The sequence below is a fragment of the Pricia antarctica genome, assembly GCF_900101815.1.
GTDB classification, from domain to species: domain Bacteria; phylum Bacteroidota; class Bacteroidia; order Flavobacteriales; family Flavobacteriaceae; genus Pricia; species Pricia antarctica.
Genome location: NZ_FNAO01000004.1, coordinates 169,072 through 193,150 on the forward strand (window position 1 = coordinate 169,072; position 24,079 = coordinate 193,150).

Below are 24,079 nucleotides of genomic sequence, written 5' to 3' on the forward strand. Positions count from 1 at the left end.
ACAGATCATACAAAAACAGCATCCATGAAAAACCACTTACAACATCTTATCGCAAAAAACAAAAAAGAAGAAAGCACCTATACCGCTTCCAGACAGGCCGAGATCGACAGCCCCAAAACAGGGGATGCCCGGCGCAATTTTCTGAAGATGACCGCGTTGGGCGGCCTTGGTCTTTCTGGATTAATGGGCTATTCCCTTGAAGATACCATGGCCCATACGACCTCAAAGGTCAATCGCGCCTCGGCACCGTCCGAATTGAAAATAACTGACATGCGCTATGTACTTACCGCGGTTATGGGGGGTACCGCCATAATCCGGATAGACACCAATCAAGGGATTTATGGCCTTGGGGAAGTCAGGGACGCCGCCGACGTTCGCTATGCCCTGATGCTCAAAAGCCGAATCTTGGGACAGAATCCCTGTAATGTGGAGAAAATTTTTAAGAGCATCAAACAGTTCGGAGGGCCATCACGTCAAGCGGGGGGAGTCTGTGCCGTTGAAATGGCCTTATGGGACCTCTGCGGAAAAGCCTATAATGTGCCCGCATGGCAGCTTTTAGGCGGCCGGTACCGCGATAAGGTCAGAATGTACGCGGATACCCCCGAGGCCAAATCGCCGGAAGAACAAAAAAAACTGATCGATTTCCGGGTCAACGAACAAGGCTACACTTGGCTAAAGATGGACGTTTCCATCGGTGAGCTCAAAGGAAAACCCGGTACCGTGGTCAACGGCAAGTTCTGGGAAAATGACAACGGCAGCCTGAACCAATGGGGCGATCAAAGAAATTATATGAACTATGGCAATACCATGCATCCCTTTACGCAAATACAGATTACCGAAAAAGGTATGGAGGAATTGCAGCAAATCGTTGAAAATGTACGGAACATGGTGGGCTACGAAATTCCGATTTCCACCGATCATTACGGCCATTTTGACCTGAACAACAACATCCGTCTGGCGAAAGCCTTGGAGAAATACCGATTGGCCTGGTTCGAGGATATGGTTCCTTGGCAATATACCGAACAATGGAAGACCATCACCAACGCCATTGAGACTCCGACCACAACAGGTGAGGATATTTATCTTTTAAAAGATTTTAAACCCCTCATCGAACAAAGGGCGGTCGATATAATCCATCCCGATCTGGCCTCTTCGGGCGGACTGCTCGAAACCAAACGTATCGGGGACTATGCGGAAGAATATGGTGTTGCCATGGCCATGCATCAAGCGGGAACGCCGGTATCGTTCATGGCCAACGTGCACTGCGCAGCAGCTACCCAAAACTTTTTGGCTTTGGAACACCACTCCGTAGATCTCCCTTGGTGGGAAGATCTCGTAACGACCGTAGGCGGCTTTAAGATGATCGACAAAGGTTTTGCCACGGTGCCATTGACCGCACCCGGCTTAGGCATCGAACTTAATGAGGAAGTACTGAAAAAGCATATCGATCCTAGGGATAAAAGCTATTTTAAATCAACCGATGAATGGAACGAGCTCCGGTCACACGATAGAACCTATAGTTGAAAAAGTAATGTGTATATTTAACAAATTGGATTTTATGAAAACAAGGATATTTTTACTGGCTTTATTTTTTATTTCCTGCTTACCGATCAGGTCACAGGGTGTCGCCGCAACCACCGAATACGTCAAGGAACTGACATCCAATTGGCAGGGCGAACGTTTTGATGATGGCCGGCCCAAGGTTTCGGACGCGCTGTTGGAACGGCTGAAAAAAATACAGATGGAGGAAGCTTGGGGCTACCTTCGCAATAAGGGTTATAATAATCAATACGATGGGGATTGGGAAATTTTACATCCCGATAGCGTGATGACGGGGAGGGTCTTGACTGCCCAATACATGCCTTTGCGCAAAGATTACCAACACTTGGTAAAATTGAAAGGAGCTAAAGAAAAGCGTGACACCTTAGGCGGCAGCAATTCTTGGCCTATTGAGATATTGCGTACAGGTGACGTATATGTGGCGGATGGATATGGAAGGGTCGTGGACGGCACCTTGATAGGATCAAATTTGGGTAATGCCATCTACGCGAATTCAAACAACGGGGTAATTTTTAATGGCGGCGTACGCGATGTAGCAGGTCTGATGGACATCAAAGGATTCAATGGTTGGTGGCGTGGTCAGGACCCTTCATATTTACAAGAAGAGATGTTGACCGGCATTAATACTCCGATCCGCATTGGCCGGGCCACGGTATTGCCCGGTGACGTTGTACTTGCTAACAGACATGGCATTGTTTTCGTACCCGCGCATTTGGTCGCCAATTTAGTGTTGTCCTCGGAAGTTGTTGCCCTCCGCGATCAATTCGGGTTCCAGCGCCTTCGGGAAAAGACCTATACCCCGGGGCAAATCGATACGGGTTGGACGGATGCAATCAAGTCCGATTTCAGGGACTGGCTCAAAAAGTATCCGGACAATATGTTGCCCATGACCCGTAAAGAGTTGAACGATCATCTTAATGCCGCTACCAACTAATTTAATAACTTTCAGAACGACCTATAGAAATCTGCCATGAAAAAACGAAATCTCTTTAGTATTTTACTTACATTTTGTACCCTAATCGTTTTCGCTCAATCGAACAATGACCAACAACAGCTAGATACAGCCGTAAAGGAACTTTACAGGGCCATGGTCGATAAGGATGGGAAAATACTTGACAACCTAACGGCCAAAGATTTGACGTATGGCCATTCAAGCGGAAAAATCGAAGACAAGACGCAATATATAGACGCTGTTTTAAATGGATCTTTCGAATTTAGTTCAATCGTTCCAGACGAACAGACCATTTACAGTTCTGGAAAAACGGCCATCGTAAGACATATATTTGTTGCAGAAGGTACCGATAATGGCGAACCTGCCGACGTGCGGATCGGTATTATGATGACTTACCAAAAACAAAACGGAAAGTGGAAATTGCTCGCCCGGCAGGCTTATAAACTTTAGGGTCGGTTTAACCATCATTTCCCAATCGGCTTTTCACTACATAGTTGTCCGATAACAGCCAATCGAAACCTTATTTTTGGGAACTTGTCAAGAACTCTTATATTAGTGGAGTCTGAAGTGTAATTCATGACGAGTTCATAAATTCATAATTAATTAATCGATAGTAAATGAAAAAAGTAGTGACTTTTGGGGAAATCATGTTGCGATTATCCCCTCCGGGATTTTTAAGGTTTTCGCAGACCAACAGTTTCGATGTCGTCTATGGTGGCGGTGAAAGTAATGTAGCGGTTTCGCTGGCTAATTATGGAGTTCCGGTGGATTTTGTCACCCGACTGCCCAAAAATGATATTGGGGAGTGCGCCCTGATGGAGATGCGTAAAAGGGGAGTTGGTACCGACAAGATTGTATATGGGGGAGACCGCTTGGGAATCTACTTTTTGGAGACCGGGGCGGTAAGTCGCGGAAGTAAGGTGGTATATGATCGCGCCCATTCTGCCATTGCCGAGATAAAAAAGGGAATGATCGATTGGGATTCCGTTTTTGATGGTGTGGAATGGTTTCATTGGACCGGAATCACTCCAGCAATTTCCCAGGGTGCTGCCGATGTTTGTCTAGAAGCCGTAAAAGCGGCCAAAGAAAAAGGCGTTACCGTTTCTACGGACTTGAACTATCGCGCCAAATTATGGAAGTATGGCGTTGAACCCGAAGAAATTATGACAGAATTGACTTCCTACTGTGATATCATCCTTGGTAATGAGGAGGACGCTGAAAAACATTTCGGTATCAAGCCCGAAGGTTTGGATATTACCACCCAAGGCGAACATGTAAAAGCAGAGGCTTTTCTATCTGTTTGTCAACAGATGATGAAAAAATTCCCAGATGCCAAAAAGGTTATCACTACGTTGAGGGGATCGATTTCTGCATCCCACAACACATGGGCAGGTGTGCTTTATGATGGCAAGACCATGTTTAAATCCCCCGAATACCAGATTACCCATATCGTCGATAGGGTAGGAGGCGGCGATTCATTTATGGGCGGGCTGATATATGGACTTCTAAAATATCCAGAGGACGACCAAAACGCTTTAAACTTCGCCGTAGCGGCGTCGTGCTTGAAACACACCATTGCAGGTGATGCCAATCTGTCGACAGTCGATGAAGTAGAAAAACTGATGGGCGGTGATGCGTCCGGTCGGGTAGCAAGGTGATTCAAATTCATAATTGCGACGAGCGGCATACAATGCTTACCATTTAATACTATATTTCTGCGACGCGGCAATCTGTAGAACCTTCTAGAATATTCTATAGATTGCTCTGCTTCGCTCGTAATAATTCAATAAAAGAAACGATGGCACAGTTTACAAGAATAGAAGTAATAAAAATAATGGAAGAAACCGGCATGGTGCCGTTGTTCTACCACCCAGATGTCGAACTTGGAAAAAAGGTCTTAAAAGCCTGTTACGACGGCGGTTCACGTTTGCTGGAATTCACGGCTCGTGGGGATTTCGCTTTCGAGGTTTTTCACGAACTGAACAAATTCGCAATTAAAGAACTTCCAGGTATGGTCATGGGCGTTGGCTCAATTACGGATGCCGCAGCGGCCAGTATGTTTATGCAAATGGGCGCAAATTTCATAGTTACCCCGACCTTACGTGAGGATATCGCCATCGTTTGCAACCGCAGAAAGATACTTTGGTCTCCAGGCTGCGGCACCCTGACCGAAATCAACCGCGCAGAGGAACTGGGCTGTGAAATTGTCAAACTCTTTCCCGGAGATATCTATGGCCCAGGATTCGTCAAGGCCATTAAAGGACCACAACCCTGGACGAGTGTAATGCCCACCGGGGGTGTCAGCACGGACGAGGACAACCTGAAAGGCTGGTTCAACGCAGGTGTAACTTGTGTAGGTATGGGATCCCAAATGATCAGTAAGGATATTCTGGCCAACAAAGATTTCGACGGACTTGAAAAAAGGGTGAAAGAAACTTTGGCGTTGATCAAGAAACTGAGAAGTTGATTTTCCGTTAAACGCTAAACGCTAAACGCTAAACGCTAAATGAGTTTGGTATTTATCTCTGGTTGTGTATATTTCCTCATGGTCTTATACCGAATTCGAGTGTGACTCACGTAAAACGCTTGACGTTTATTCCAAAATGGATTTCTTGATTCCCATTTCCAATCCCCGTAACTCCCCCAGACCGCGCAAGCGGCCAATGGCCGAATAGCCGGGGTTCGTTTTTTTGTGCAGGTCATCCAACATTTGATGGCCGTGATCAGGGCGCATCGGAATTTGATGATCCTCTCGCCCCTCCGCTTTTCGTTTATTCTCCTCTTGCAGTATTTTTTTGATTAAATCATACATGGGTACATCTCCTTCTAAGTGATTCGCCTCATAGAAATTGCCCTCGCCATCACGTTGGGTACTTCTGAGATGTAGAAAATGTACACGATCGGCAAAGCGTTCGAACATCCTAAGGATATCATTATCTTCCCTGACCCCTAAAGAACCCGTGCAAAACGTTATGCCGTTATGAACGGATTTTACCTTGTCGAAGATATAGGCATAATCCTTTTCCGTACCCATTATTCGGGGTAGGCCCAAAATCGAAAACGGAGGGTCGTCGGGGTGAATGCACATACGAATGCCATTTTCTTCGGCTACGGGAATCACTTCCTCTAAAAAATGCACGAGATGGTCGCGCATTTCAGTTTCCCCGATATTTTCATACGTATCTAAAATACGCTGGAACTTGCTAAGGTCGTAGCCCTTCTCAGGTACGGGATAACCTTCCGAAGAACCAGGTAAGCCTGCAATAATGGTTTTCACCAATTCCCAGATTTTGTTTTCGGACATTTTTTCGAAACGTTCTTTGGCAGCGGCAATTTGGTCTTTGGTATAGGTCTCCTCGGCATTGGGCCGCTTGAGAATAAAAAGGTCAAACGCGGCGAGAGCGTTGAATTCAAACCGTAAGGCCTTCGAGCCGTCTTCGACTTCGTAATCTAGGCTAGTGCGTGTCCAGTCCAACACAGGCATAAAATTGTAGCAGACAATCTTCACATCACACCGCGCCAAATTTTTAAGGCTTTGTTTGTAATTTTCAATGTGTTGCTTATAGTCGCCCTTTTGTGTTTTGATGCTCTCGTGAATCGGTAAGGATTCCACAACCGACCAAACGAGTCCGCTATCTTCAATTTTCTTTTTACGCTTTTGGATTTCAGCTACCTCCCAAACCTCCCCATTGGGAATGTGGTGAAGGGCGTTTACGATACCGGTAGCTCCGGCCTGTTTGATATCCTGAAGACTAACGGGATCGCTCGGTCCGTACCATCGCCATGTTTGTTCCATTTCTAATTTTATTTTAGACTTTATAAACGCTATGTATTGCGTCTATTTAGCATTCAATTTTGTATTGGCAACTTCTCTGAATACGAATTTAAACCCCACTAAATGCACTAAATCCGCCATCTACCGGAAGTACGATTCCCGTAATAAACTTAGCCGCATCGCTACATAAAAAGTGGATGGCTCCATTTAATTCTTCAGCGTCCCCGAAGCGGCCCATGGGCGTGTTTCTGATGATGGTCTCTCCGCGCTGGGTAAACGAACCGTCTTCGTTGATCAACAAGGCCTTGTTCTGTTTTCCTATAAAAAACCCCGGTGCGATGGCATTTACGCGTACGCCCTCTCCGAATTTTGTGGCCATTTCAACGGCCATCCATCGGGTGAAATTTTCCATGGCCGCTTTAGAGGCCGAATATCCCGCAACCCTAGTAATGGCACGTTCGACCGCCATGGACGAGTAATTGATAATCACCCCTACTTTTTGATCGGCCATGGTTTTCCCGAAAATTAATGAGGGAAGTACCGTTCCGTTTAGATTCAGGTCGGTCACTTTTTTAAAATCGTCCATCGAAAGATCGAAAATCGTTTTATCGGGGGCGATAGTCGCACCGGGCAGATTTCCTCCTGCAATATTTAGAAGAATATCGATTCTTCCAAAATCGTTCATAATCTGTAATTTGGCGTTCTGCAAGGATTCTTCATTCAAAATATCCGCTTCATAAGCCTCGGCCTTTCCACCGATCTTCGCTATTTCTTCCAATAAGGACTGTAGCGAAGATTTCTTTCGGCTCAGCAACGCTAGTTTTACTCCGGCTCGGGCCAGACTTTTGGCAACGCTTCCCGCCAAGGCTCCGCTGGCACCTGTTATAATCGCAATTTTATTTTTAATTTCGAACATAGGTTGTTTTTATGGAAAGGCAAGATAAAACAATATCCTGTTAAAAATAGGCATCAAAGCCTTTGGATTTTATCTTATCTTAGAAAAACCGTTATTTTTATCTCATTAAACCTTAAAAACTTTACTCCATGCAAATTTATAAGACTCCGGAAGGCGCCATCATCAAACAAAATGATGCATTTTACCGTAAAAAAGTAGATAATTGGGATACTTTTCTAAACCGAAAAAATCTGTATCAGACTTTACTAAAGGAGGTTCAACATATGGACTCCATCTCCAAAGAAAGTCTGCCAAAAACGCTACAACCCCCTATGGGTACGCAGGAAATATGGGCATCGGGAGTAACCTATATGCGAAGCCGCGAAGCCCGTATGGAAGAGTCAAAAAAAGCAGGCGGCGGCAGTTTTTATGATCGTGTATACGATGCCGACCGTCCTGAACTTTTCTTTAAGGCTACCCCACAGCGCACCGTAGGCCATGGCGGAACAGTGCGTATCCGAAAAGACTCGGATTGGGACGTGCCGGAACCGGAACTCACGCTTTTTATAAGTTCTGAAGGTAGTATTGAAGGCTATACCATTGGCAACGATATGAGCTCCCGAAGCATCGAGGGCGAAAACCCCCTATATCTTCCCCAGGCAAAGACCTATGAAGGTTGCGCGGGATTGGGACCTTGTATTTATGTACCGGAAAAGCCCATATCTCCCGATACTAAAATACAGTTGGAAATTCTTCGGGACGGCGAAAGCGTATTTTCAGATCAGATTGCCGTTAGCCAAATGAAACGGAAACACACTGAATTGGTGGAATTTCTGTTCAGGGAATGCGACTTCCCTAACGGCTGTTTTTTGATGACGGGTACCGGTATCATTCCTCCCGACGATTTTACTTTGAAAGTCGGCGATGAAGTGCGGATTGCGATAGACCATATCGGGACATTGGTTAATGTCGTAGGAAGCTAGGGGTTGATCTTAAAAACAACTATAGCCGATAAAACGCCAAGGCATTTTGACCCATAATGTTATTTTGGTCGTTTTCGCCCAGTGCTGAAATAAAATCCGTTACCACCGCTTTGACCTGTCCATAATTCCCGGCCACTAGACATACCGGCCAATCGGAGCCGAACATAAGCCTTTCGCTACCAAAAACCTCCAAAACATGGTGTAGGTAGGGGTGTATCTGTTCTGGTGTCCATGAGTTATAGTCCGCCTCGGTAATCATGCCCGATACCTTGCAATAGACGTTTTCGTGTTGGGCAATAGCTTCCATTAATAATGCCCATCCTTCATAAAATCCATTTTTTATATAAGGCTTGGCGATATGGTCGATGACAAATTTTTGATTGGGGAAGTGTTTTACAAACTCCAACACCGAACCCAACTGGTGCGGGAAAACCAAAATATCATAGGTATACCCGTATTTTTCCAAATAGGATATCCCTCGCATAAATTCGGGGCGCAATAAGAAATTGGGATCGGCCTCGCCCTGAACGATATGACGCCAGCCTTTTAATTTTTCGTTGGATGCGTATTTCCCTAGGGTTTCCTCCACGTTTTCGGCACGCAGATCCGCCCAGCCGACGACTCCTTTTATAAAATCTGTATTGCGTGCCAGATCAAGCAAAAAATCTGTTTCCTTAAGGGTTTGGTCAGCCTGTACGGCAACACAGCCGTCGATTTCATTTCCGCTATAGACGATTTTTAGGTCGGAGGGGAGGAAATCACGTCGAATGGAGGCCATTGTATCATCGATCCAAGTGTGTTTTTCAGGATTGTATTTCCAAAAATGTTGGTGGGAGTCTATGGTCATATTATTTATCTTTAAATTGAATCTTGGCGATTAGTTACTATATGGTTTTTAGCCTAGACGGTATGCCTTTTTGTCTATTTGAACTTTAGGTTTTAGCCGTGCAGTCTTTCATTTTTAAGGGCTTGACGAATACCTTTTTTATCAATCTCATCTATATTTCTTGAAACACTTTCGACCAATCCGTCAATCTTTGTCAAATCCTCTTTCCAAATTGAGGTATTGCTTAATAGGGATTGAGATAATTCTTTCAGTGTCAATTCATTGGAATCGTATTTTATCCATTGGGATGCAAAAATATCCAAGACCTTTTGATCGTCTTTTAGAGGGATGGATTCCCCATCGATTTCCCCCTTGTAAAATCGTATCAAGGCGGATAGGCCGAAAACGATACGTTTGGGCAATCTCCCTTCGTTGGTGTAATAATCTTTCAAGGTCGGTAATAGACGGGCAATGAATTTGGAGGTACTGTTCAAGGATATACTGATTAGCTGATGCTTTAAAAGCGGATTACGAAAACGGTCCAGAACATCGGATACGAATTTTCGTTTGATATCATCGGGAAAGTCCAAGGTCTTTGCTGCTTCTTCCAATAAAAGGGATGCTACATAACTGCTGATCGTTTTATCGTCCATCGCTTCCTTCACAAAACGAATGCCGGCCAAGTAGGCCACCGGTACCATAGCGGTATGCGCGCCGTTCAAAATGCGGACTTTCATCTCACGATAGAGCGCAAGGTCGTTTACAAACGCGACGTTCAAGTCTGTTTGGGAAAAAGGGAGCTCTTTTTGTACGGCATCGGGACCTTGAATGACCCAGCTGTGATAATATTCCCCCGCCACCAAAAGTTCATCTTCGTAACCCAGTTCCTCTTGAATGTTCCCTGCCCTTTCTTTTGGGTAGCCCGATACGATACGGTCGACCAACGTACTACAAAAATGGTTGGCGGAATCAATCCATTCGGTGAAATCACTATCCAATTGCCAGCTATCGGCATAGGCTAGTACACATTTTTTTAAGGCATCACCATTGTTTTCAATCAATTCGCAAGGAAGTAAAATACAGCCTTTCGAGGTGTCGCCTTTAAAATACTGGAAGCGATGGTGCAGCCAAATGGTCAGTTTAGCAGGAAATTCGGTGGGGGGTTTATCCTCGAATGAATCTTCCTCATTGAATTTAATCCCAGCTTCGGTCGTGTTGGACACTATAAATCGCAAATCGGGATTTTTCGCCAAATCCAAATAGGCTTCCCATTCGGTATAACAATTCACGACTTTTCGGACAGAGGTTACCAGGGATTTCTCCGCGACCAGTTCGCCATTCTTTATACCGTCAAGAACTACTGTATAAAGTCCATCTTGGGCCTTTAGTTCCGAATAATCCCCTCCTATTGTAGGTTTCACGATGGCGATACCACCATTGAAGTTGGTTTCTTTATTCAGAACTTCTACCATCCAGTCCACAAAGGCACGTAGAAAATTGCCTCCACCGAATTGCAGCATCTTTATGGGGAGATCTTGATTTTGGTTTGTTGTTTTTCTGTTTAGGGAACGCATGTTCTAAAATTGATTTTTACTTATCCATATCTTTTAGATTTGATGGCCGGATTCAAATGTTCTTCCATAAACAATTCGAACGCAGCAATCCACTGACTGTATTTAACTTGACCACTTTAGTTTGAACTTAAACTTTTATAGCGAAATTCCACGTTTCCAGGGAATAAAATCTTCCTGTCCCAACCGTACGGCAGCAGGCGTTACTTCCCCACTGGCGACTTTGACGATATATTCTAAAAGTTCCTCACCCTTGCTTTCTATCGTATCCTCACCTGTGATAATAGTTCCAGAATTGAAATCGATAAGATCTTTCATACGCTCGCTCAAGCTGTTGTTACTTGAAATCTTAATGACTTGGGCAACAGGATTTCCTGTGGGTGTACCTAAACCTGTGGTAAAGCATATAATGCTGCAGCCCGAGCCGGCCAGTCCCGTGGTGCTTTCGACATCGTTACCGGGCGTACACAATAGGTTAAGTCCTTTTTTGGATACCGGTTCGGTATAATCCAACACATCGGTAACGAGGCTGGTACCGCCCTTTTTGGCCGCTCCGGCGGACTTCATTGCATCGGTGATCAGTCCGTCTTTAATGTTGCCGGGCGAAGGATTATTTTCGAATCCGGAACCTACGGCTACCGCTCTTTCGGAATAGGCGCGCATTAAATTGGCAAATTTCTCCGCATTTTCTTCCGTATCGCAGCGATTGATGAGTTCTTGTTCCACGCCGTTAAGTTCGGGAAATTCCGACAATACGGTGGTCGCTCCTAGGGCTACCAACAAATCAGATGCATAGCCTAAGGCTGGGTTCGCCGAAATTCCCGAGAATCCGTCCGAACCTCCGCATTCCAGCCCCAATACCAAATGGGATAAAGGTGCAGGCTTTCGCTGGGTTTTATTGGCTTCTATGAGGCCCAAAAAAGTCCTTTTTACGGCATCGGCAATAAAATGGCGTTCGCTTTTACTCTGCTGCTGTTCTAATACATGTAAGGGTTTTGAAAAATTCGGATCCCGTTTTTTAATTGCTTCCTCCAGAATTTTATACTGGGCATTTTGGCATCCTAAGCTTAAGATAGTCGCTCCCGCGGTATTGGGATGGGTGATGTAGCCCGCCAACAAGTTGCAGAGCGTTTCGGAATCTTGACGGATTCCCCCGCATCCACCATCGTGATTCAGGAATTTAATGCCATCCACATTGGGGAAGGTCCGGTTCCGTTTGATATCCTCGGAAGTACGGATGATTTCCGAAGATAGGAGCTCCTCTTGCGAAGCTCCTTTTTCATATTGACGAACAAGGGTTTCCGTATCTACCACAAAATCATGTTCCGTATGGTATCCCAAAGATTTTAATAAGGCGGATTTAATTACATCTACATTCCTGTTTTCACAGAATACCAAGGGTATGACAAGCCAATGGTTCGCCGTACCCACTTTGCCGTCGGCCCTTTGGTATCCATTAAAGGTGGTGCTTTCCCATTTAGAGACATCGGGAGCGTTCCAAGATGATTTTTGTTTTCCGGTGGCATATTCCGAGGAGGCGTGCACCACGTTTTCGGTAGTGATCGTTTCCCCCTGTACGATGGGCTTCACGGCCTTTCCCACGAGAGCCCCATACATTAAGATTTCATCGCCCACTGCTAGGTCATTGACCGCAAATTTGTGTTTGGCCCTGGTAGTACCGACTAATTTAAAATCGTAATCTTCATGATGAACTAGTGTGCCTTCAGGCAAATCTGCCAACGCGGCCAAAACATTGTCTTCTGGATGTAATTGTATATATTTTTTTGACATTATTATGGGGTGTTGGATTTTAAAGGTAAACCTAGCTGATCTGCAATCTCTAATAAAGAACTCATTAGGGCTTATTGTTTGGAACCGAGAATATGGGCTTTTGAGATCATATGAAGTCATTTTTTAAAAGCATAGCAGGGCTACGGTTTTTAAAAATGCGAAAATAGAGCCTCAAAATGTGATATTCGTCCGTGAAAGAAAAAGTCTAAATGAGTTCATTTTTTATTAGTGGGTTAAAAATACAATTTTGAATGCTTAATTTTGAACCGATACCTGAAATTAGCAACTATGAGTGAAATATTGGACTTAGCAAACCGGCACAGACCTATATCTGATCTTTTTCAATGGCCAAAATCCAAAGGGGAATGGGATCAATACCGATTGTCTGACGAACAGGTCTCCCATTTTCATGAGGAAGGATATTTATCGGGCATAAAATTGCTTGACGATCAACAAGTAGAAGTTTTACGTAAAGATCTGACGGAAATCGTCGATGCAGAACATCCTGCACATGATTTATTTTATGAATTCCACAGCAACGAATCCGAGGATCCGAATTCTGTTTTGTTCCATTCCTTAGGACATTGGCGGATTACCAAAGGTTTTCACGATGTATTGTGGAATCCCGCTTTTGTAATGGCAGCTCACCAACTTTTAGAGGATAAGCCGGTACGGTTTTGGCACGATCAACTGTTCTGCAAACCTGCCGAACACGGTGGGGTAGTGGCCTGGCATCAGGATTATTCCTATTGGACGCGCACCGTAGCCATGCAGCATCTGACCTGCTGGACGGGTTTGGACGATGCCACTAAAGAAAACGGATGTCTACACTACATCCCTAAAAGCCACAAATGGGGATTATTGGATGCGCCCTCATTAGCAGGCGATATGAACGGTTTGATGGATTATTTGGATGATAAACAGAAAGAACAATTTCAAAATCCCGTTGCTATCGAATTGAAAAAAGGATACGCCACTTTTCATCACCCTTTAATGGTACACGGTTCTTATGAGAACAAATCAGAAATGAGCCGACGGGCCTTTGTGCTCAATGTTTTCGCCGACGGCACCATCAGCAATACGGATGACGAGCTTTTAAAGGGAGTACCACCCATTCCGAAAGGAAAAAAGATGGAAGGAAAATTTTTTCCCCTGTTGTTTGAGGGAGTTTGATTCAGTGGGCAGGAAACACATCAAACCATAAACGATAAAATTCTAACACCAAACAAATGAGTGTATTGAACAGTTTCAACCTGAAAGGCAAAACAGCATTGGTAACCGGCTGCAAACGAGGTATCGGCAAAGCGATGGCTCTGGCCTTGGCAGAAGCGGGTGCCGATATCATCGGGGTAAGTGCCACTCTGGAAAAGCACGGTAGCATGGTGGAACAGGAAGTGGAGGGTATCGGCCGGAAATTCAAGGCCTACGCCTGCGATTTCAACGAACGGGAAGCCCTGTATGCATTTATAGAAACGGTAAAGGATGATTTTCCTAAAATCGATATTCTTTTAAATAACGCCGGAACCATTTTACGCGCGCCCGCGGTCGAGCATTCGGACGAATATTGGGACAAGGTCATCGAGGTCAACCAGACCGCACCATTCATATTGACCCGGGAAATCGGAAAGGAAATGGTGAAACGTGCTTCGGGAAAAATCGTTTTTACCGCGTCGTTACTGACCTTCCAAGGGGGAATCACAGTACCGGGATATGCCGCCAGTAAAGGGGCCATCGGACAGATGACCATGGCCTTCTCCAACGAATGGGCAAGCAAAGGCGTTAACGTTAACGCTATCGCACCGGGCTATATCAGCACGGACAATACCGAAGCCCTACGAAGCGACGAAGAAAGATCGGAATCCATTTTGGCCCGTATTCCTGCCGGAAGATGGGGCCAGCCCGAGGATTTCAAAGGACCTATTGTTTTTCTGTGTTCCGAGGCTTCCAACTATATGAACGGCACTACCATGTTGGTCGATGGAGGATGGATGGGAAGATAATTATCGCTAAATTCAAGGACTGGAAAAAAAGGAAGAGGTGAAGAATTTCATAGACGAACTGAACGATGCGCAAAAAGCCCCCGTGCTTCATAAGGATGGGCCTTTGATGGTTATTGCGGGTGCGGGATCGGGTAAGACCAGGGTGTTGACGTATCGCATTGCCCATTTGATGGCCCAAGGAGTCGATGCCTTTAATATTCTCGCGCTGACCTTTACCAACAAAGCAGCGCGGGAAATGAAAAAGCGTATTGCGGATATTGTCGGTAACACCGAGGCCAAAAATCTATGGATGGGAACTTTCCACTCCGTTTTTGCAAAACTATTACGATACGACGGCAGTAAATTGGGCTTCCCCAGTAATTTCACCATTTATGACACCCAAGATTCCCAGCGGCTGATTTCCGCGATTATCAAGGAAATGGGACTAGACAAGGATATCTACAAGTACAAACAGGTGCAGAACCGGATATCCTCCTATAAAAACAGCCTCATTACCGTCAAGGCCTACTTTCAGAATCCCGAACTGGTAGAGGCCGATGCCATGGCCAAACGTCCGCGCATGGGCGATATATACCAAAATTATGTTGATCGTTGCTTTAAGGCCGGGGCCATGGATTTTGATGATTTGCTGTTGCGTACCAATGAACTGCTGACCCGTTTTCCAGAGGTGTTGGCCAAGTACCAAGACCGCTTCCGGTATATTCTTGTCGATGAGTATCAAGATACCAACCATTCCCAATATCTCATAGTAAAGGCTTTGGCCGATCGCTTTCAGAATATCTGCGTGGTGGGCGACGATGCACAGAGTATTTATTCTTTTAGGGGGGCTAATATCAGTAACATCCTGAATTTTCAGCGGGATTATGAAAATGTGGGGATGTACCGTTTGGAACAGAATTACCGATCCACCAAGAATATTGTCAATGCCGCCAATTCCATTATCGCCAAAAACAAGAACCAGTTGGAGAAAGTGGTGTGGACAGCCAATGATGAAGGAGGTGTGATAAAAATACACCGGAGTACTACCGACGCCGAAGAAGGACGCTATGTTGCGGGATCTATCTGGGATCATAAAATGAACGAGCAACTGGCCAATGGGCAGTTCGCCGTTCTTTATCGTACCAATTCCCAATCCCGTTCCATCGAAGACGGCCTCCGAAAAAGAGATATTCCCTATCGTATTTACGGGGGATTATCTTTTTATCAAAGAAAAGAAATCAAAGATGTGCTCTCCTACCTACGACTGGTTATTAACCCCAAAGACGAGGAGGCTCTAAAGCGTATCATCAATTTTCCCTCAAGGGGTATAGGACAGACCACACTGGATCGATTGACCGTCGCCGCCAATCACTACAAACGTTCCATTTTTGAGGTTATCGAAAATCTGGACAAAATAGATCTCAAAATAAATTCGGGCACCAAAAGAAAACTTGAGGATTTCATTACCATGATCAAAAGCTTTCAGATTATGAACGAGGGCGCCGATGCCTTTACCCTTGCCGAACACGTCGCCAAGAAGACCGGATTACTTTTGGAGTTTAAGAAAGATGGCACGCCTGAAGGTATCGGCAAAATGGAAAATATCGAGGAGCTGCTTAACGGGATAAAGGATTTTGTAGAGGGACAAAAAGAGCTGGCCGACGCAACGGGAAGTATTTCCGAATTTTTGGAGGATGTTGCCCTTGCCACCGATCTGGACAAAGATACCGGCGATGACGATCGGGTCGCCTTAATGACCATACATCTGGCAAAGGGGCTGGAATTTCCCTACGTCTATATTGTTGGGATGGAAGAAGACCTGTTCCCCTCCGCCATGAGTATGAATACCCGCAGCGAACTGGAAGAGGAGCGCCGTTTGTTCTACGTCGCCCTTACCCGTGCCGAAAAGCAGGCTTACCTCACCTACACCCAAAACCGCTACCGCTGGGGGAAATTGATCGACGCCGAGCCCAGTCGGTTTTTGGAAGAAATCGACGAGCAATATGTCGAAAACCTAACGCCGATAGACCACTCCGGCTACCGCTACAAACCGATGATCGATGCCGATATTTTTGGCGATGTAGATAAAAGCCGGCTCCGTCAGAACAAACCGACAAGAGGCACCCCGCCTAAAACCGGTGCACCCAACGAAAATCAACTTCGAAAATTGCGAAAGCTAAAACCGGAATTGGCCACTCCAATCGGCAACACCAATGCCATAGATCCGAGTCTCCAAGAGGGATCCACAGTAAACCACACCCGGTTCGGTAGGGGAAGGGTGTTGAAAATGGAAGGCGTTGGCAACGATAAAAAAGCGGAAATACAGTTCGAAAAAGGCGATATCAAAAAACTGTTGTTACGGTTCGCAAAATTGGAGGTGATTTCTTGATATGTGATAAAAGGATGTATTGAATTATGGGTTTTGCCTTAACTTAGCCGTTCAAAGTAAAACACGTGAAATCATGTCCGAATTTATTAGGTTATACGAAGAAAATCCCGATCCGGAAGCCATTAAGCAGATAGCCGATGTTCTACGCAAAGGTGGATTGGTCATCTATCCCACAGATACGGTTTACGGATTGGGCTGTGATATCACCAACTCAAGGGCCTTGGAAAAAATTGCCCGTATCAAGGGTGTAAAGTTGGCGAAGGCGAACTGGTCATTTATCTGCGCCGATCTCAGCAACCTTTCTGATTATGTGCGGCAAATCGATACGGCCACCTTTAAGATTTTAAAGCGTGCATTGCCAGGTCCCTACACCTTTGTTCTTCCTGGAAACAACAACCTTCCGAAAGATTTCAAAAAGAAAAAAACCGTCGGTATCCGGGTACCCGATAACAATATCGCAAAGGCTTTGGTAGAAAGCTTGGGAAACCCGATTGTTTCTACGTCTATTTATGACGAAGACGAGCTTTTGGAATATACGACGGACCCCGAATTGATTTTCGAAAAATGGCATAAGCTGGTCGATGTGGTCATCGATGGAGGTTACGGCGATAATATAGCGTCTACTGTAATCGATTTGTCCGGTAATGAGCCTATGATTTTGCGAGAGGGGAAAGGGGGCCTTGATATTTTCAGTTGATGAATTGGTATAAAAAAACCGCAACTTTTTTAAGTTGCGGTTTTTTATTTTATGCGTATTCGGCTTAGTTATTAATCGCCGGGTCATTCATACCTTCTTCTATCATACTATAGAACTGATCGATTTTCGGAAGTACCACAATACGAGTTCTTCGATTTTTCGATTTTTCGGTCATAGAAACGGGAATGTATTCTGATCTGCCTGCAGCGGTCATTCGCTTAGGGTCAACATTGAAATCGTTTTGCAAAATACGAACCACTGAGGTAGCACGTTTGACACTCAAATCCCAGTTATCTAAAAGCACACCATTTCCACCACGGTAAGGTACATCATCGGTATGACCTTCGACCATAAATTCGAAATCAGGTTTGTTGTTGACCACTTTGGCAACCTTGCCCAAAATTTCCTTGGCACGGCTCGTAACGTTGTAGCTTCCGCTGCTGAATAATAATTTATCCGAAATCGATACAAAAACAACACCTTTCTCTACGCTGATTTGGATGTCTTCATCATCCAAATTACCCAAAACTCCTTTCAAGCTTTGTACCAAGGCTAAGTTTACAGAATCCCTACGAGTAATCGCATCCTGAAGTTTTCGTATGGTAAGGTCTTTTTCCTTTAAACTTTCCAAAGATTTTTCAAGATTCTCGGCACCTTTCGAGGTAAGCGTTGTCATGTTACCCATGTTGTTGATCAATTCCTGATTGTTGGCCTGTAAGAAAGCATTTTGATCTTGTAGGGTTTTCATTTTTGAGGAATTGGTTGCTTTTTCCTCTAAACAATCGTTCAACTTTACGGTCGCGGAATTCAAAAGATCCTGCGTTTCTTTTTGTTTGGCTTCAAGTTCACCGTATTTCTTGTTCGATACACAAGAAGATAGCAACAAGGTCGCTCCTAAACAGCCTAAAATGATTTTTTTCATAATTTTGGATTACTAGATATTAATAAATTGTGTTTTTGACTTGATTGTTCAAAATGAATGCCAAAATTAGGCATTCGTCCATTTTAGCAGTGGCAAAATTAGTTAATATTTTATTAATACACCGAATTTATTGACACCATACACGAAGTGGGACCATACAATGGACTTTGTAAGGTAATACTTTACAATAAAATTTGCTTTTTCTCTCTTGTGGTACATTTTATAGAACTGCCTATAAAAGCTAAGATGTGCCCTGAGAATCGCAAAACAATGCTTGAATTTGAACTGAAAGATAAAACGTAGTGCGGCAATTCCGTCAAGCAATAGTCGAAAAAAGATAATGGCCAAAGCTTTCCGACGAGGAAGATTTTTGGTAATGGAAAATAGCGAGTTCCTAAAATTAAGGTAAGTTTTTTTAGGGTTCATATTGCTAAGTGTAGAACCACCTAAGTGATATACCGTGGACTTTCCTACATAAAAAACGGTATGGCCTTCGTTTTTGGCCCGCCAGCAAAGATCAACTTCTTCTTGATGGGCAAAGTAATCTTCATCAAACCCATTCAACTCCCAATATAGCTTACTTTTAATAAACATACAGGCACCGGTGGCCCAGAAAATCTCACAGGTATCGTCGTACTGTCCCACATCCTTTTCCAAGTATTGAAAAATACGTCCCCTGCAGAACGGATAACCGAGTTGGTCTATGAATCCGCCGCCCGCACCGGCGTATTCAAAGTGGTCTTTGCGCATCAGGTCCAATATTTTAGGTTGGATGATGGACACTTCGGGCATTTTAGAAAAAGTGGCAATAATGGGTAGCAACCAGTCTTCGGTGACTTCCACATCTGAATTCAACAAGCAGAAAATATCGGCATCCACATCTTTAAGACCTTCATTATATCCACGTGCAAAGCCACCGTTCTCGGCATTTTGGATGATTTTTACTTGAGGATAATTGTTCTTAACAAAATCTACCGAACCATCAGTGGAGGCGTTGTCGATTACATAGATATCCGCGCCTTCAGAGTATTGTACCACCGATGCGAGGTATCTTTCAAGAAGTACCTCTCCGTTCCAGTTGAGTATGGCGATGGCGATGCGCAAAACGATGGCAAATTAACGGCTAAAATCAGGAATATCGGTAAGAAACCTATATTTTTCGACGTCGAGATCCATTTTACAATAATAGTGTTCCAATCCATTGGTCACCATCAGATAATTAGATTGAAGTTGAAGATTGTACCTGGCGATCTGATCGAAGGTCCGTTGTGTAATCTCTATATGGGGGGCTTTACATTCCACTAGGATATCAATACGGCCATCAGGCTTGAAAACTACTACGTCATAGCGTTTTCGAAGGTGGTTAATGGTCAATTGTTTCTCTACGTTAATCAGGCTCTTGGGATATTTTTTATCGATCATCAGATAATTAACGACATGCTGGCGAACCCATTCCTCGGGCTGTAAAACCACGAACTTTTTGCGGATGGCATCAAAAATATGGGTATTATTTTCGCTACTTTTGAGACGAAAACCATAGTCCGGGAAATTGAGCGGTCGCATGGCGCAAATTTGATGATTTTTTTAGGATGGACGAAGCAAAAAGGATAGTAACCGAAATTAAAAATGGAAATATCAAGCCCCTTTATTTTCTTTTCGGGGAAGAGCCCTATTATATCGATGCCATTGCGACCTACATCGAAAAGAATGTACTTCAGGAAGAGGAAAAGGGATTCAACCAAATGGTGCTCTACGGCAAGGATGTTAACATAGACGAGATCGTGGCGAACGCCAAGAGATATCCGATGATGGCCGAAAGACAGGTAGTAATAGTCAAGGAGGCGCAACACCTTTCACGAACTATCGAAGAGTTGTTGAAATATGCCGAAAATCCGCAGCCCACGACGGTTCTTGTTATCTGCTACAAATATAAAAAACTCGACAAGCGAAAAAAGCTATACAAAGCTGTAAACGAAAAGGGAGTGATTTTTGAAAGCAAAAAACTTTACGAAAACAAGATTCCGGATTGGATTCGTAAACATCTTCAGGCAAAAGGGTATAGCATCTCACATAAAGCGGCTATTTTGCTATCGGAATATTTAGGCAACGACTTGAGCCGTATCAACAACGAACTCGAAAAATTGCGGTTTGTATTACCCAAAAATACAGAGATAACCCCTACGGACATCGAAACCCACATCGGTATCAGCAAGGACTACAATAATTTTGAACTGAAAAAAGCGATTGGCGAGCGCGACGTGGTAAAGGCGACCCGAATTATCAACTACTTCGCTCAAAACCCGAAAGACAATCCATTTGTGCTAACGGTAACGCTGTTGAACAGTTTTTTCACCCAATTATTGCAATACCACGGGTTAAACGATCATTCACCCAAAAGTGTCGCGAGTGCGCTACGTATCAATCCGTATTTTGTGGACGAAATCCACCTTGCCGCACGAAACTATCCTATGAAACGGGTAAGTGGTATTGTCTCACATCTTCGGGAAATGGATATGAAAGGGAAAGGGGTAGGGGCGAATGCCGCTTCACACTCCGACCTGCTGAAGGAGCTTTTGGTGAAAATCATTTAAGATTTATCTATTCCTGTATCTTATTTCCTGACGGACCTTTAAGATCGAAATGATTGGAGAGAATTAACTTTCGGCCTTTACATTCAAAAGTACATCGTCCGTCCTACTTTCCTTCTATCGAATTTTGTTTTTAAAAATGGAAGGAAGCCTATCTATTTTCTGTCCATACTATATCTGCCAGGGCCCAATAAGATAATGACAATAAAAAAGATCAAGTACAAAAAAGCCTTTTCCTTAGTTCCAAAAACGTCTGCGGCATGGTGTACAAAGGCGGCAACGGCCATGGTAATTGCTGGGGGCACGGCCATCCAACGGGTCTTAAAACCAATGATTATCAATATCGGACAGATAACCTCGCCGATAACGGCGAGAAAAAGTGACGGACCAGCTCCAATCCCCAAAGGATCTCCGAATTCAATATTACCACTAATAATTTTTTGAAATTTGGGGATACCATGGGTAAGAAGCATGGCGGAGGGCGCAATCCGGAGAATGGCCAGACCAACATCGTTTAAAAGTTTATTTTGCATGTATCTTTCGGTTTGAAACTGTTAAAATTATTGATGGTTTTTCAACTATCGTAACCGTGGAAAATTGTCGGGATTACTTTCGTGCATAATGGCATACACCCTTTCGAACACATCTTCGGAATTGGGCTTGGAAAAATAGTCGCCATCAGTACCATAAGCTGGTCGGTGTGCCTTGGCGCTAAGGGTTTCGGGGGCGCTATCCAAAAATTGATAAGCCCCTTGCTTTTCCAGAATCTCATTGAGAATGTAAGCGGAACATCCCCCGGGAACGTCCTCGTCGATGACCAAAAGTCGATTGGTCTTTTGAACGCTTTTTAAAGTGTCGTGGCGTATGTCGAAAGGTAGTAGGGTCTGGGCGTCGATTACTTCGGCGTCGATACCGAATTCTTTGAGTTCATCGACCGCTTGAATAACGATACGCAAGGTCGATCCGTAGGAAACCAAGGTAATGTCCTTGCCTTCCATAATGGTTTCTACAACTCCAATGGGGGTGCAGAGTTCCCCTAAATTGGTAGGACGGTCTTCTTTTAGACGATACCCGTTTAAGCTTTCAATAACCAAAGCAGGTTCATCACTTTTGAGCAGCGTATTGTAGAAACCTGCCGCTTGTGTCATATTCCTAGGAGACAGTATATACATACCGCGAAGGGCATGTATCAAAGCGCCCATAGGGGATCCGGAATGCCAAATACCTTCAAGACGATGACCCCGTGTACGCACTATAAGGGGCACTTTTTGTTTGCCGAAAGTGCGGTAACGCAGACAGGCCACGTCGTCGGTCAACGTAGCGAGGGCATAAAAAATATAATCCAGATACTGGATTTCGGCGATGGGCCGTAATCCGCGTAATGCCATTCCGGTACCCTGGCCGACAATGCTAGTTTCGCGTATACCGGTATCCGAAACGCGCAGCTTGCCGTATTTTTTTTGAAGTCCCTCAAGTCCTTGGTTTACATCGCCTATGGCACCTGTATCTTCCCCGAAAATTAATGTATTCGGATATTTTTCGAACAATTTATCGAAATTGTCCCTTATGATGATACGGCCATCTACTTTTTCGGGATTTTCAAGGTAAACTGGTTTTACTTCGGGGATATTGGTTGCCCTGTTCGGTGTTTCACTGTACAAATTCTTACTGTACAGGGGTTGGGTGTCCACTAAAAAGGTATTGGTCCATTCAAGTAGATCGTTCTTTTCCTGAAAATCTTCCCCTACTAGGTACCTTATAGCTTTTCGAGCACTGACGGCCATCTCCTTTTTTATCGGTTCTTCGATGGCAATCAGGTCGTTTTTTAACTTTGTGATAAAATTTTTGTTCTGGCTTTTGGCAGCGACCTTATCCAATAGATTCGTTAACGTCTTTTTTAAGGCCTTGTGAGGGGCCAGATATTCCGCCCAAGCTTCTTTTTTAGCACTCCGGACTTCTTTGGAAATCAATTTTTCAATTGATTTCAGTTCTTCTTCGGTTGTAATGCCAGTTTCCAAAATCCACTCCCGGAATTTTTTGTTGCAATCGTTTTCTTTTTCCCATTGTAGCCGTTCCTGACTTTTATATCGCTCGTGAGAGCCTGAAGAGGAGTGTCCTTGGGGTTGGGTCAGTTCGGTAACATGTATGATTACCGGCACGTGTTCTTCCCGCGCAATATCGGAGGCGTTTTCATAGGCATGCATCAAAGCGGTATAATCCCAGCCCTTTACTTTAAACATTTCATAGCCATTTTGGTCCTCGGTGCGTTGAAAACCGCTGAGCATTTCTGAAATATCCTCTTTCGTAGCATGATATTCGGGAGGTACGGAAATACCATAATCATCATCCCAAATACTAATGACCATGGGTACTTGCAGTACCCCGCCCGCATTTACGGTTTCCAGGAACATGCCCTCGCTGGTACTGGCGTTGCCAATGGTGCCCCAAGCTACTTCGTTACCATATTTGGAGAATTTGGAAGCGTCGACGTTTTTTAGGCTCCGGTACATTTTCGAGGCTTGCGCAAGACCCAATAGCCTGGGCATCTGCCCTGCCGTACAAGAAATATCGGCACTGCTGTTTTTTTGTTCGGTCAGATCGCGCCAACTACCGTCTTCGTTCAAACTATAGGTCAGGAAATGACCGACCATCTGCCGACCGGCGCTCATCGGCTCTTTTTCAATATCGGTGGTAGCATAAAGGGCATGGAACAGATCTTTGGGATGTAATAGGCCCAAGGCCATCATAAAGGTCTGATCCCTGTAATACCCACTTCGAAAGTCCCCGTTCTTAAAAGAACGTGCCATCGCCAATTGCGGAAGTTCTTTACCATCCCCGAAAATACCGAACTTTGCCTTTCCGGTCAGTACTTCCTTTCTACCCATCAAACTGCAGGTTCTGCTAAGTACCGCTATTTTGTAATCATCTAAAATCTGTTTCTTGAAATCGTCAAAAGAGATGTCGTTACTTGTTTGGGGCGATAGATCCATGAAGTATGTTTGAGTTGTTACAAAATTATCAAATCAATGGGATTTAAGCAATTCAAAAAGATAATAGATTAATTGAAAAATAAGCAAAAAAAGGGGAATCGGAATAGGGAATGGTTGAAAATCCTTTCGAAAAACAATGCGTTTTGAGAAATTCGACATGA

At 44.3% G+C, this 24,079-nt stretch carries 21 protein-coding genes; 11 read left to right on the forward strand and 10 right to left on the reverse strand.

Features of this window, described 5'->3' with window-relative positions:
* Positions 1-24: 24 nt before the first annotated feature.
* The 5 genes from BLT07_RS08335 (at position 25) to BLT07_RS08355 (ending at position 4,979) form a co-directional block, all read left to right on the forward strand.
* A complete protein-coding gene (locus tag BLT07_RS08335; RefSeq protein ID WP_091867661.1) occupies positions 25-1,524 on the forward strand; it encodes a mandelate racemase/muconate lactonizing enzyme family protein in 1,500 nt (499 codons plus the stop codon).
* A 34-nt stretch (positions 1,525-1,558) separates the two neighbouring features.
* Positions 1,559-2,494 (forward strand): RraA family protein, encoded by a 936-nt coding sequence (locus BLT07_RS08340; protein ID WP_091868235.1) that lies wholly within the window; start codon positions 1,559-1,561, stop codon positions 2,492-2,494.
* A gap of 36 nt (positions 2,495-2,530) precedes the next feature.
* Positions 2,531-2,962, forward strand: a complete 432-nt coding sequence (locus BLT07_RS08345) for a nuclear transport factor 2 family protein (protein ID WP_091867663.1) — start codon at positions 2,531-2,533, stop codon at positions 2,960-2,962.
* A gap of 167 nt (positions 2,963-3,129) precedes the next feature.
* Positions 3,130-4,170 (forward strand): sugar kinase, encoded by a 1,041-nt coding sequence (locus tag BLT07_RS08350; RefSeq protein ID WP_091867665.1) that lies wholly within the window; start codon positions 3,130-3,132, stop codon positions 4,168-4,170.
* Positions 4,171-4,310: 140 nt separating this feature from the next.
* Positions 4,311-4,979: a bifunctional 4-hydroxy-2-oxoglutarate aldolase/2-dehydro-3-deoxy-phosphogluconate aldolase gene (locus tag BLT07_RS08355; protein ID WP_091867667.1), complete on the forward strand. Its 669-nt coding sequence runs from the start codon at positions 4,311-4,313 to the stop codon at positions 4,977-4,979.
* 126 nt (positions 4,980-5,105) lie between these two features.
* Here the strand turns inward: BLT07_RS08355 and uxuA are convergent, their stop codons facing one another.
* Positions 5,106-6,308, reverse strand: coding sequence for a mannonate dehydratase (gene uxuA, locus BLT07_RS08360; RefSeq protein ID WP_091867669.1), 1,203 nt, complete (start codon positions 6,306-6,308; stop codon positions 5,106-5,108).
* 88 nt (positions 6,309-6,396) lie between these two features.
* Entirely contained in the window at positions 6,397-7,203 is an 807-nt protein-coding gene (locus BLT07_RS08365) for an SDR family oxidoreductase (RefSeq protein ID WP_091867671.1), read from the reverse strand.
* Between the two features lie 128 nt (positions 7,204-7,331).
* On the opposite strand from BLT07_RS08365, the gene BLT07_RS08370 reads away from it, so the two are divergent.
* Positions 7,332-8,165: a fumarylacetoacetate hydrolase family protein gene (locus BLT07_RS08370; RefSeq protein WP_091867673.1), complete on the forward strand. Its 834-nt coding sequence runs from the start codon at positions 7,332-7,334 to the stop codon at positions 8,163-8,165.
* Between the two features lie 19 nt (positions 8,166-8,184).
* Here the strand turns inward: BLT07_RS08370 and BLT07_RS08375 are convergent, their stop codons facing one another.
* The 3 genes from BLT07_RS08375 to BLT07_RS08385 form a co-directional block, all read right to left on the reverse strand.
* Positions 8,185-9,012, reverse strand: coding sequence for an amidohydrolase family protein (locus tag BLT07_RS08375; RefSeq protein WP_091867675.1), 828 nt, complete (start codon positions 9,010-9,012; stop codon positions 8,185-8,187).
* Positions 9,013-9,104: 92 nt separating this feature from the next.
* Positions 9,105-10,565 (reverse strand): tagaturonate reductase, encoded by a 1,461-nt coding sequence (locus BLT07_RS08380; RefSeq protein ID WP_091867677.1) that lies wholly within the window; start codon positions 10,563-10,565, stop codon positions 9,105-9,107.
* Positions 10,566-10,700: 135 nt separating this feature from the next.
* Entirely contained in the window at positions 10,701-12,353 is a 1,653-nt protein-coding gene (locus BLT07_RS08385) for a UxaA family hydrolase (protein ID WP_091867679.1), read from the reverse strand.
* A gap of 288 nt (positions 12,354-12,641) precedes the next feature.
* Between BLT07_RS08385 and BLT07_RS08390 the strand changes: the two genes are divergently transcribed.
* From BLT07_RS08390 to BLT07_RS08405, 4 genes are all read left to right on the forward strand, one after another.
* Positions 12,642-13,526, forward strand: a complete 885-nt coding sequence (locus BLT07_RS08390; protein WP_091867681.1) for a phytanoyl-CoA dioxygenase family protein — start codon at positions 12,642-12,644, stop codon at positions 13,524-13,526.
* A gap of 56 nt (positions 13,527-13,582) precedes the next feature.
* Positions 13,583-14,353: an SDR family NAD(P)-dependent oxidoreductase gene (locus BLT07_RS08395; RefSeq protein ID WP_091867682.1), complete on the forward strand. Its 771-nt coding sequence runs from the start codon at positions 13,583-13,585 to the stop codon at positions 14,351-14,353.
* 37 nt (positions 14,354-14,390) lie between these two features.
* Positions 14,391-16,721, forward strand: a complete 2,331-nt coding sequence (locus BLT07_RS08400; RefSeq protein WP_091867684.1) for an ATP-dependent helicase — start codon at positions 14,391-14,393, stop codon at positions 16,719-16,721.
* A 73-nt stretch (positions 16,722-16,794) separates the two neighbouring features.
* Entirely contained in the window at positions 16,795-17,418 is a 624-nt protein-coding gene (locus BLT07_RS08405) for an L-threonylcarbamoyladenylate synthase (RefSeq protein ID WP_091867686.1), read from the forward strand.
* A 64-nt stretch (positions 17,419-17,482) separates the two neighbouring features.
* Here the strand turns inward: BLT07_RS08405 and BLT07_RS08410 are convergent, their stop codons facing one another.
* The 3 genes from BLT07_RS08410 to BLT07_RS08420 all read right to left on the reverse strand — a co-directional run bounded on the left by BLT07_RS08410 (position 17,483) and on the right by BLT07_RS08420 (position 19,903).
* Positions 17,483-18,340, reverse strand: a complete 858-nt coding sequence (locus BLT07_RS08410; protein WP_091867688.1) for an OmpA/MotB family protein — start codon at positions 18,338-18,340, stop codon at positions 17,483-17,485.
* 102 nt (positions 18,341-18,442) lie between these two features.
* Entirely contained in the window at positions 18,443-19,444 is a 1,002-nt protein-coding gene (locus tag BLT07_RS08415; protein WP_091867690.1) for a glycosyltransferase family 2 protein, read from the reverse strand.
* 12 nt (positions 19,445-19,456) lie between these two features.
* Positions 19,457-19,903 carry a type I restriction enzyme HsdR N-terminal domain-containing protein gene (locus BLT07_RS08420; RefSeq protein WP_091867691.1) on the reverse strand — a complete coding sequence of 149 codons (447 nt, stop codon included), beginning with the start codon at positions 19,901-19,903 and terminating at the stop codon, positions 19,457-19,459.
* Positions 19,904-19,929: 26 nt separating this feature from the next.
* Here BLT07_RS08420 and holA point away from each other — a divergent pair, with 26 nt between their 5' ends.
* Complete coding sequence (gene holA / locus BLT07_RS08425) at positions 19,930-20,931, forward strand: DNA polymerase III subunit delta (protein ID WP_091867693.1); 1,002 nt, start codon at positions 19,930-19,932, stop codon at positions 20,929-20,931.
* Between the two features lie 152 nt (positions 20,932-21,083).
* On the opposite strand, the gene BLT07_RS08430 is transcribed toward holA, so the two are convergent.
* Together BLT07_RS08430 and BLT07_RS08435 are read right to left on the reverse strand one after the other, a co-directional pair.
* Positions 21,084-21,461, reverse strand: a complete 378-nt coding sequence (locus BLT07_RS08430; protein WP_091867695.1) for a DoxX family protein — start codon at positions 21,459-21,461, stop codon at positions 21,084-21,086.
* A gap of 45 nt (positions 21,462-21,506) precedes the next feature.
* Entirely contained in the window at positions 21,507-23,918 is a 2,412-nt protein-coding gene (locus BLT07_RS08435; RefSeq protein WP_091867697.1) for an alpha-ketoacid dehydrogenase subunit alpha/beta, read from the reverse strand.
* Between the last annotated feature and the right edge of the window lie 161 nt (positions 23,919-24,079).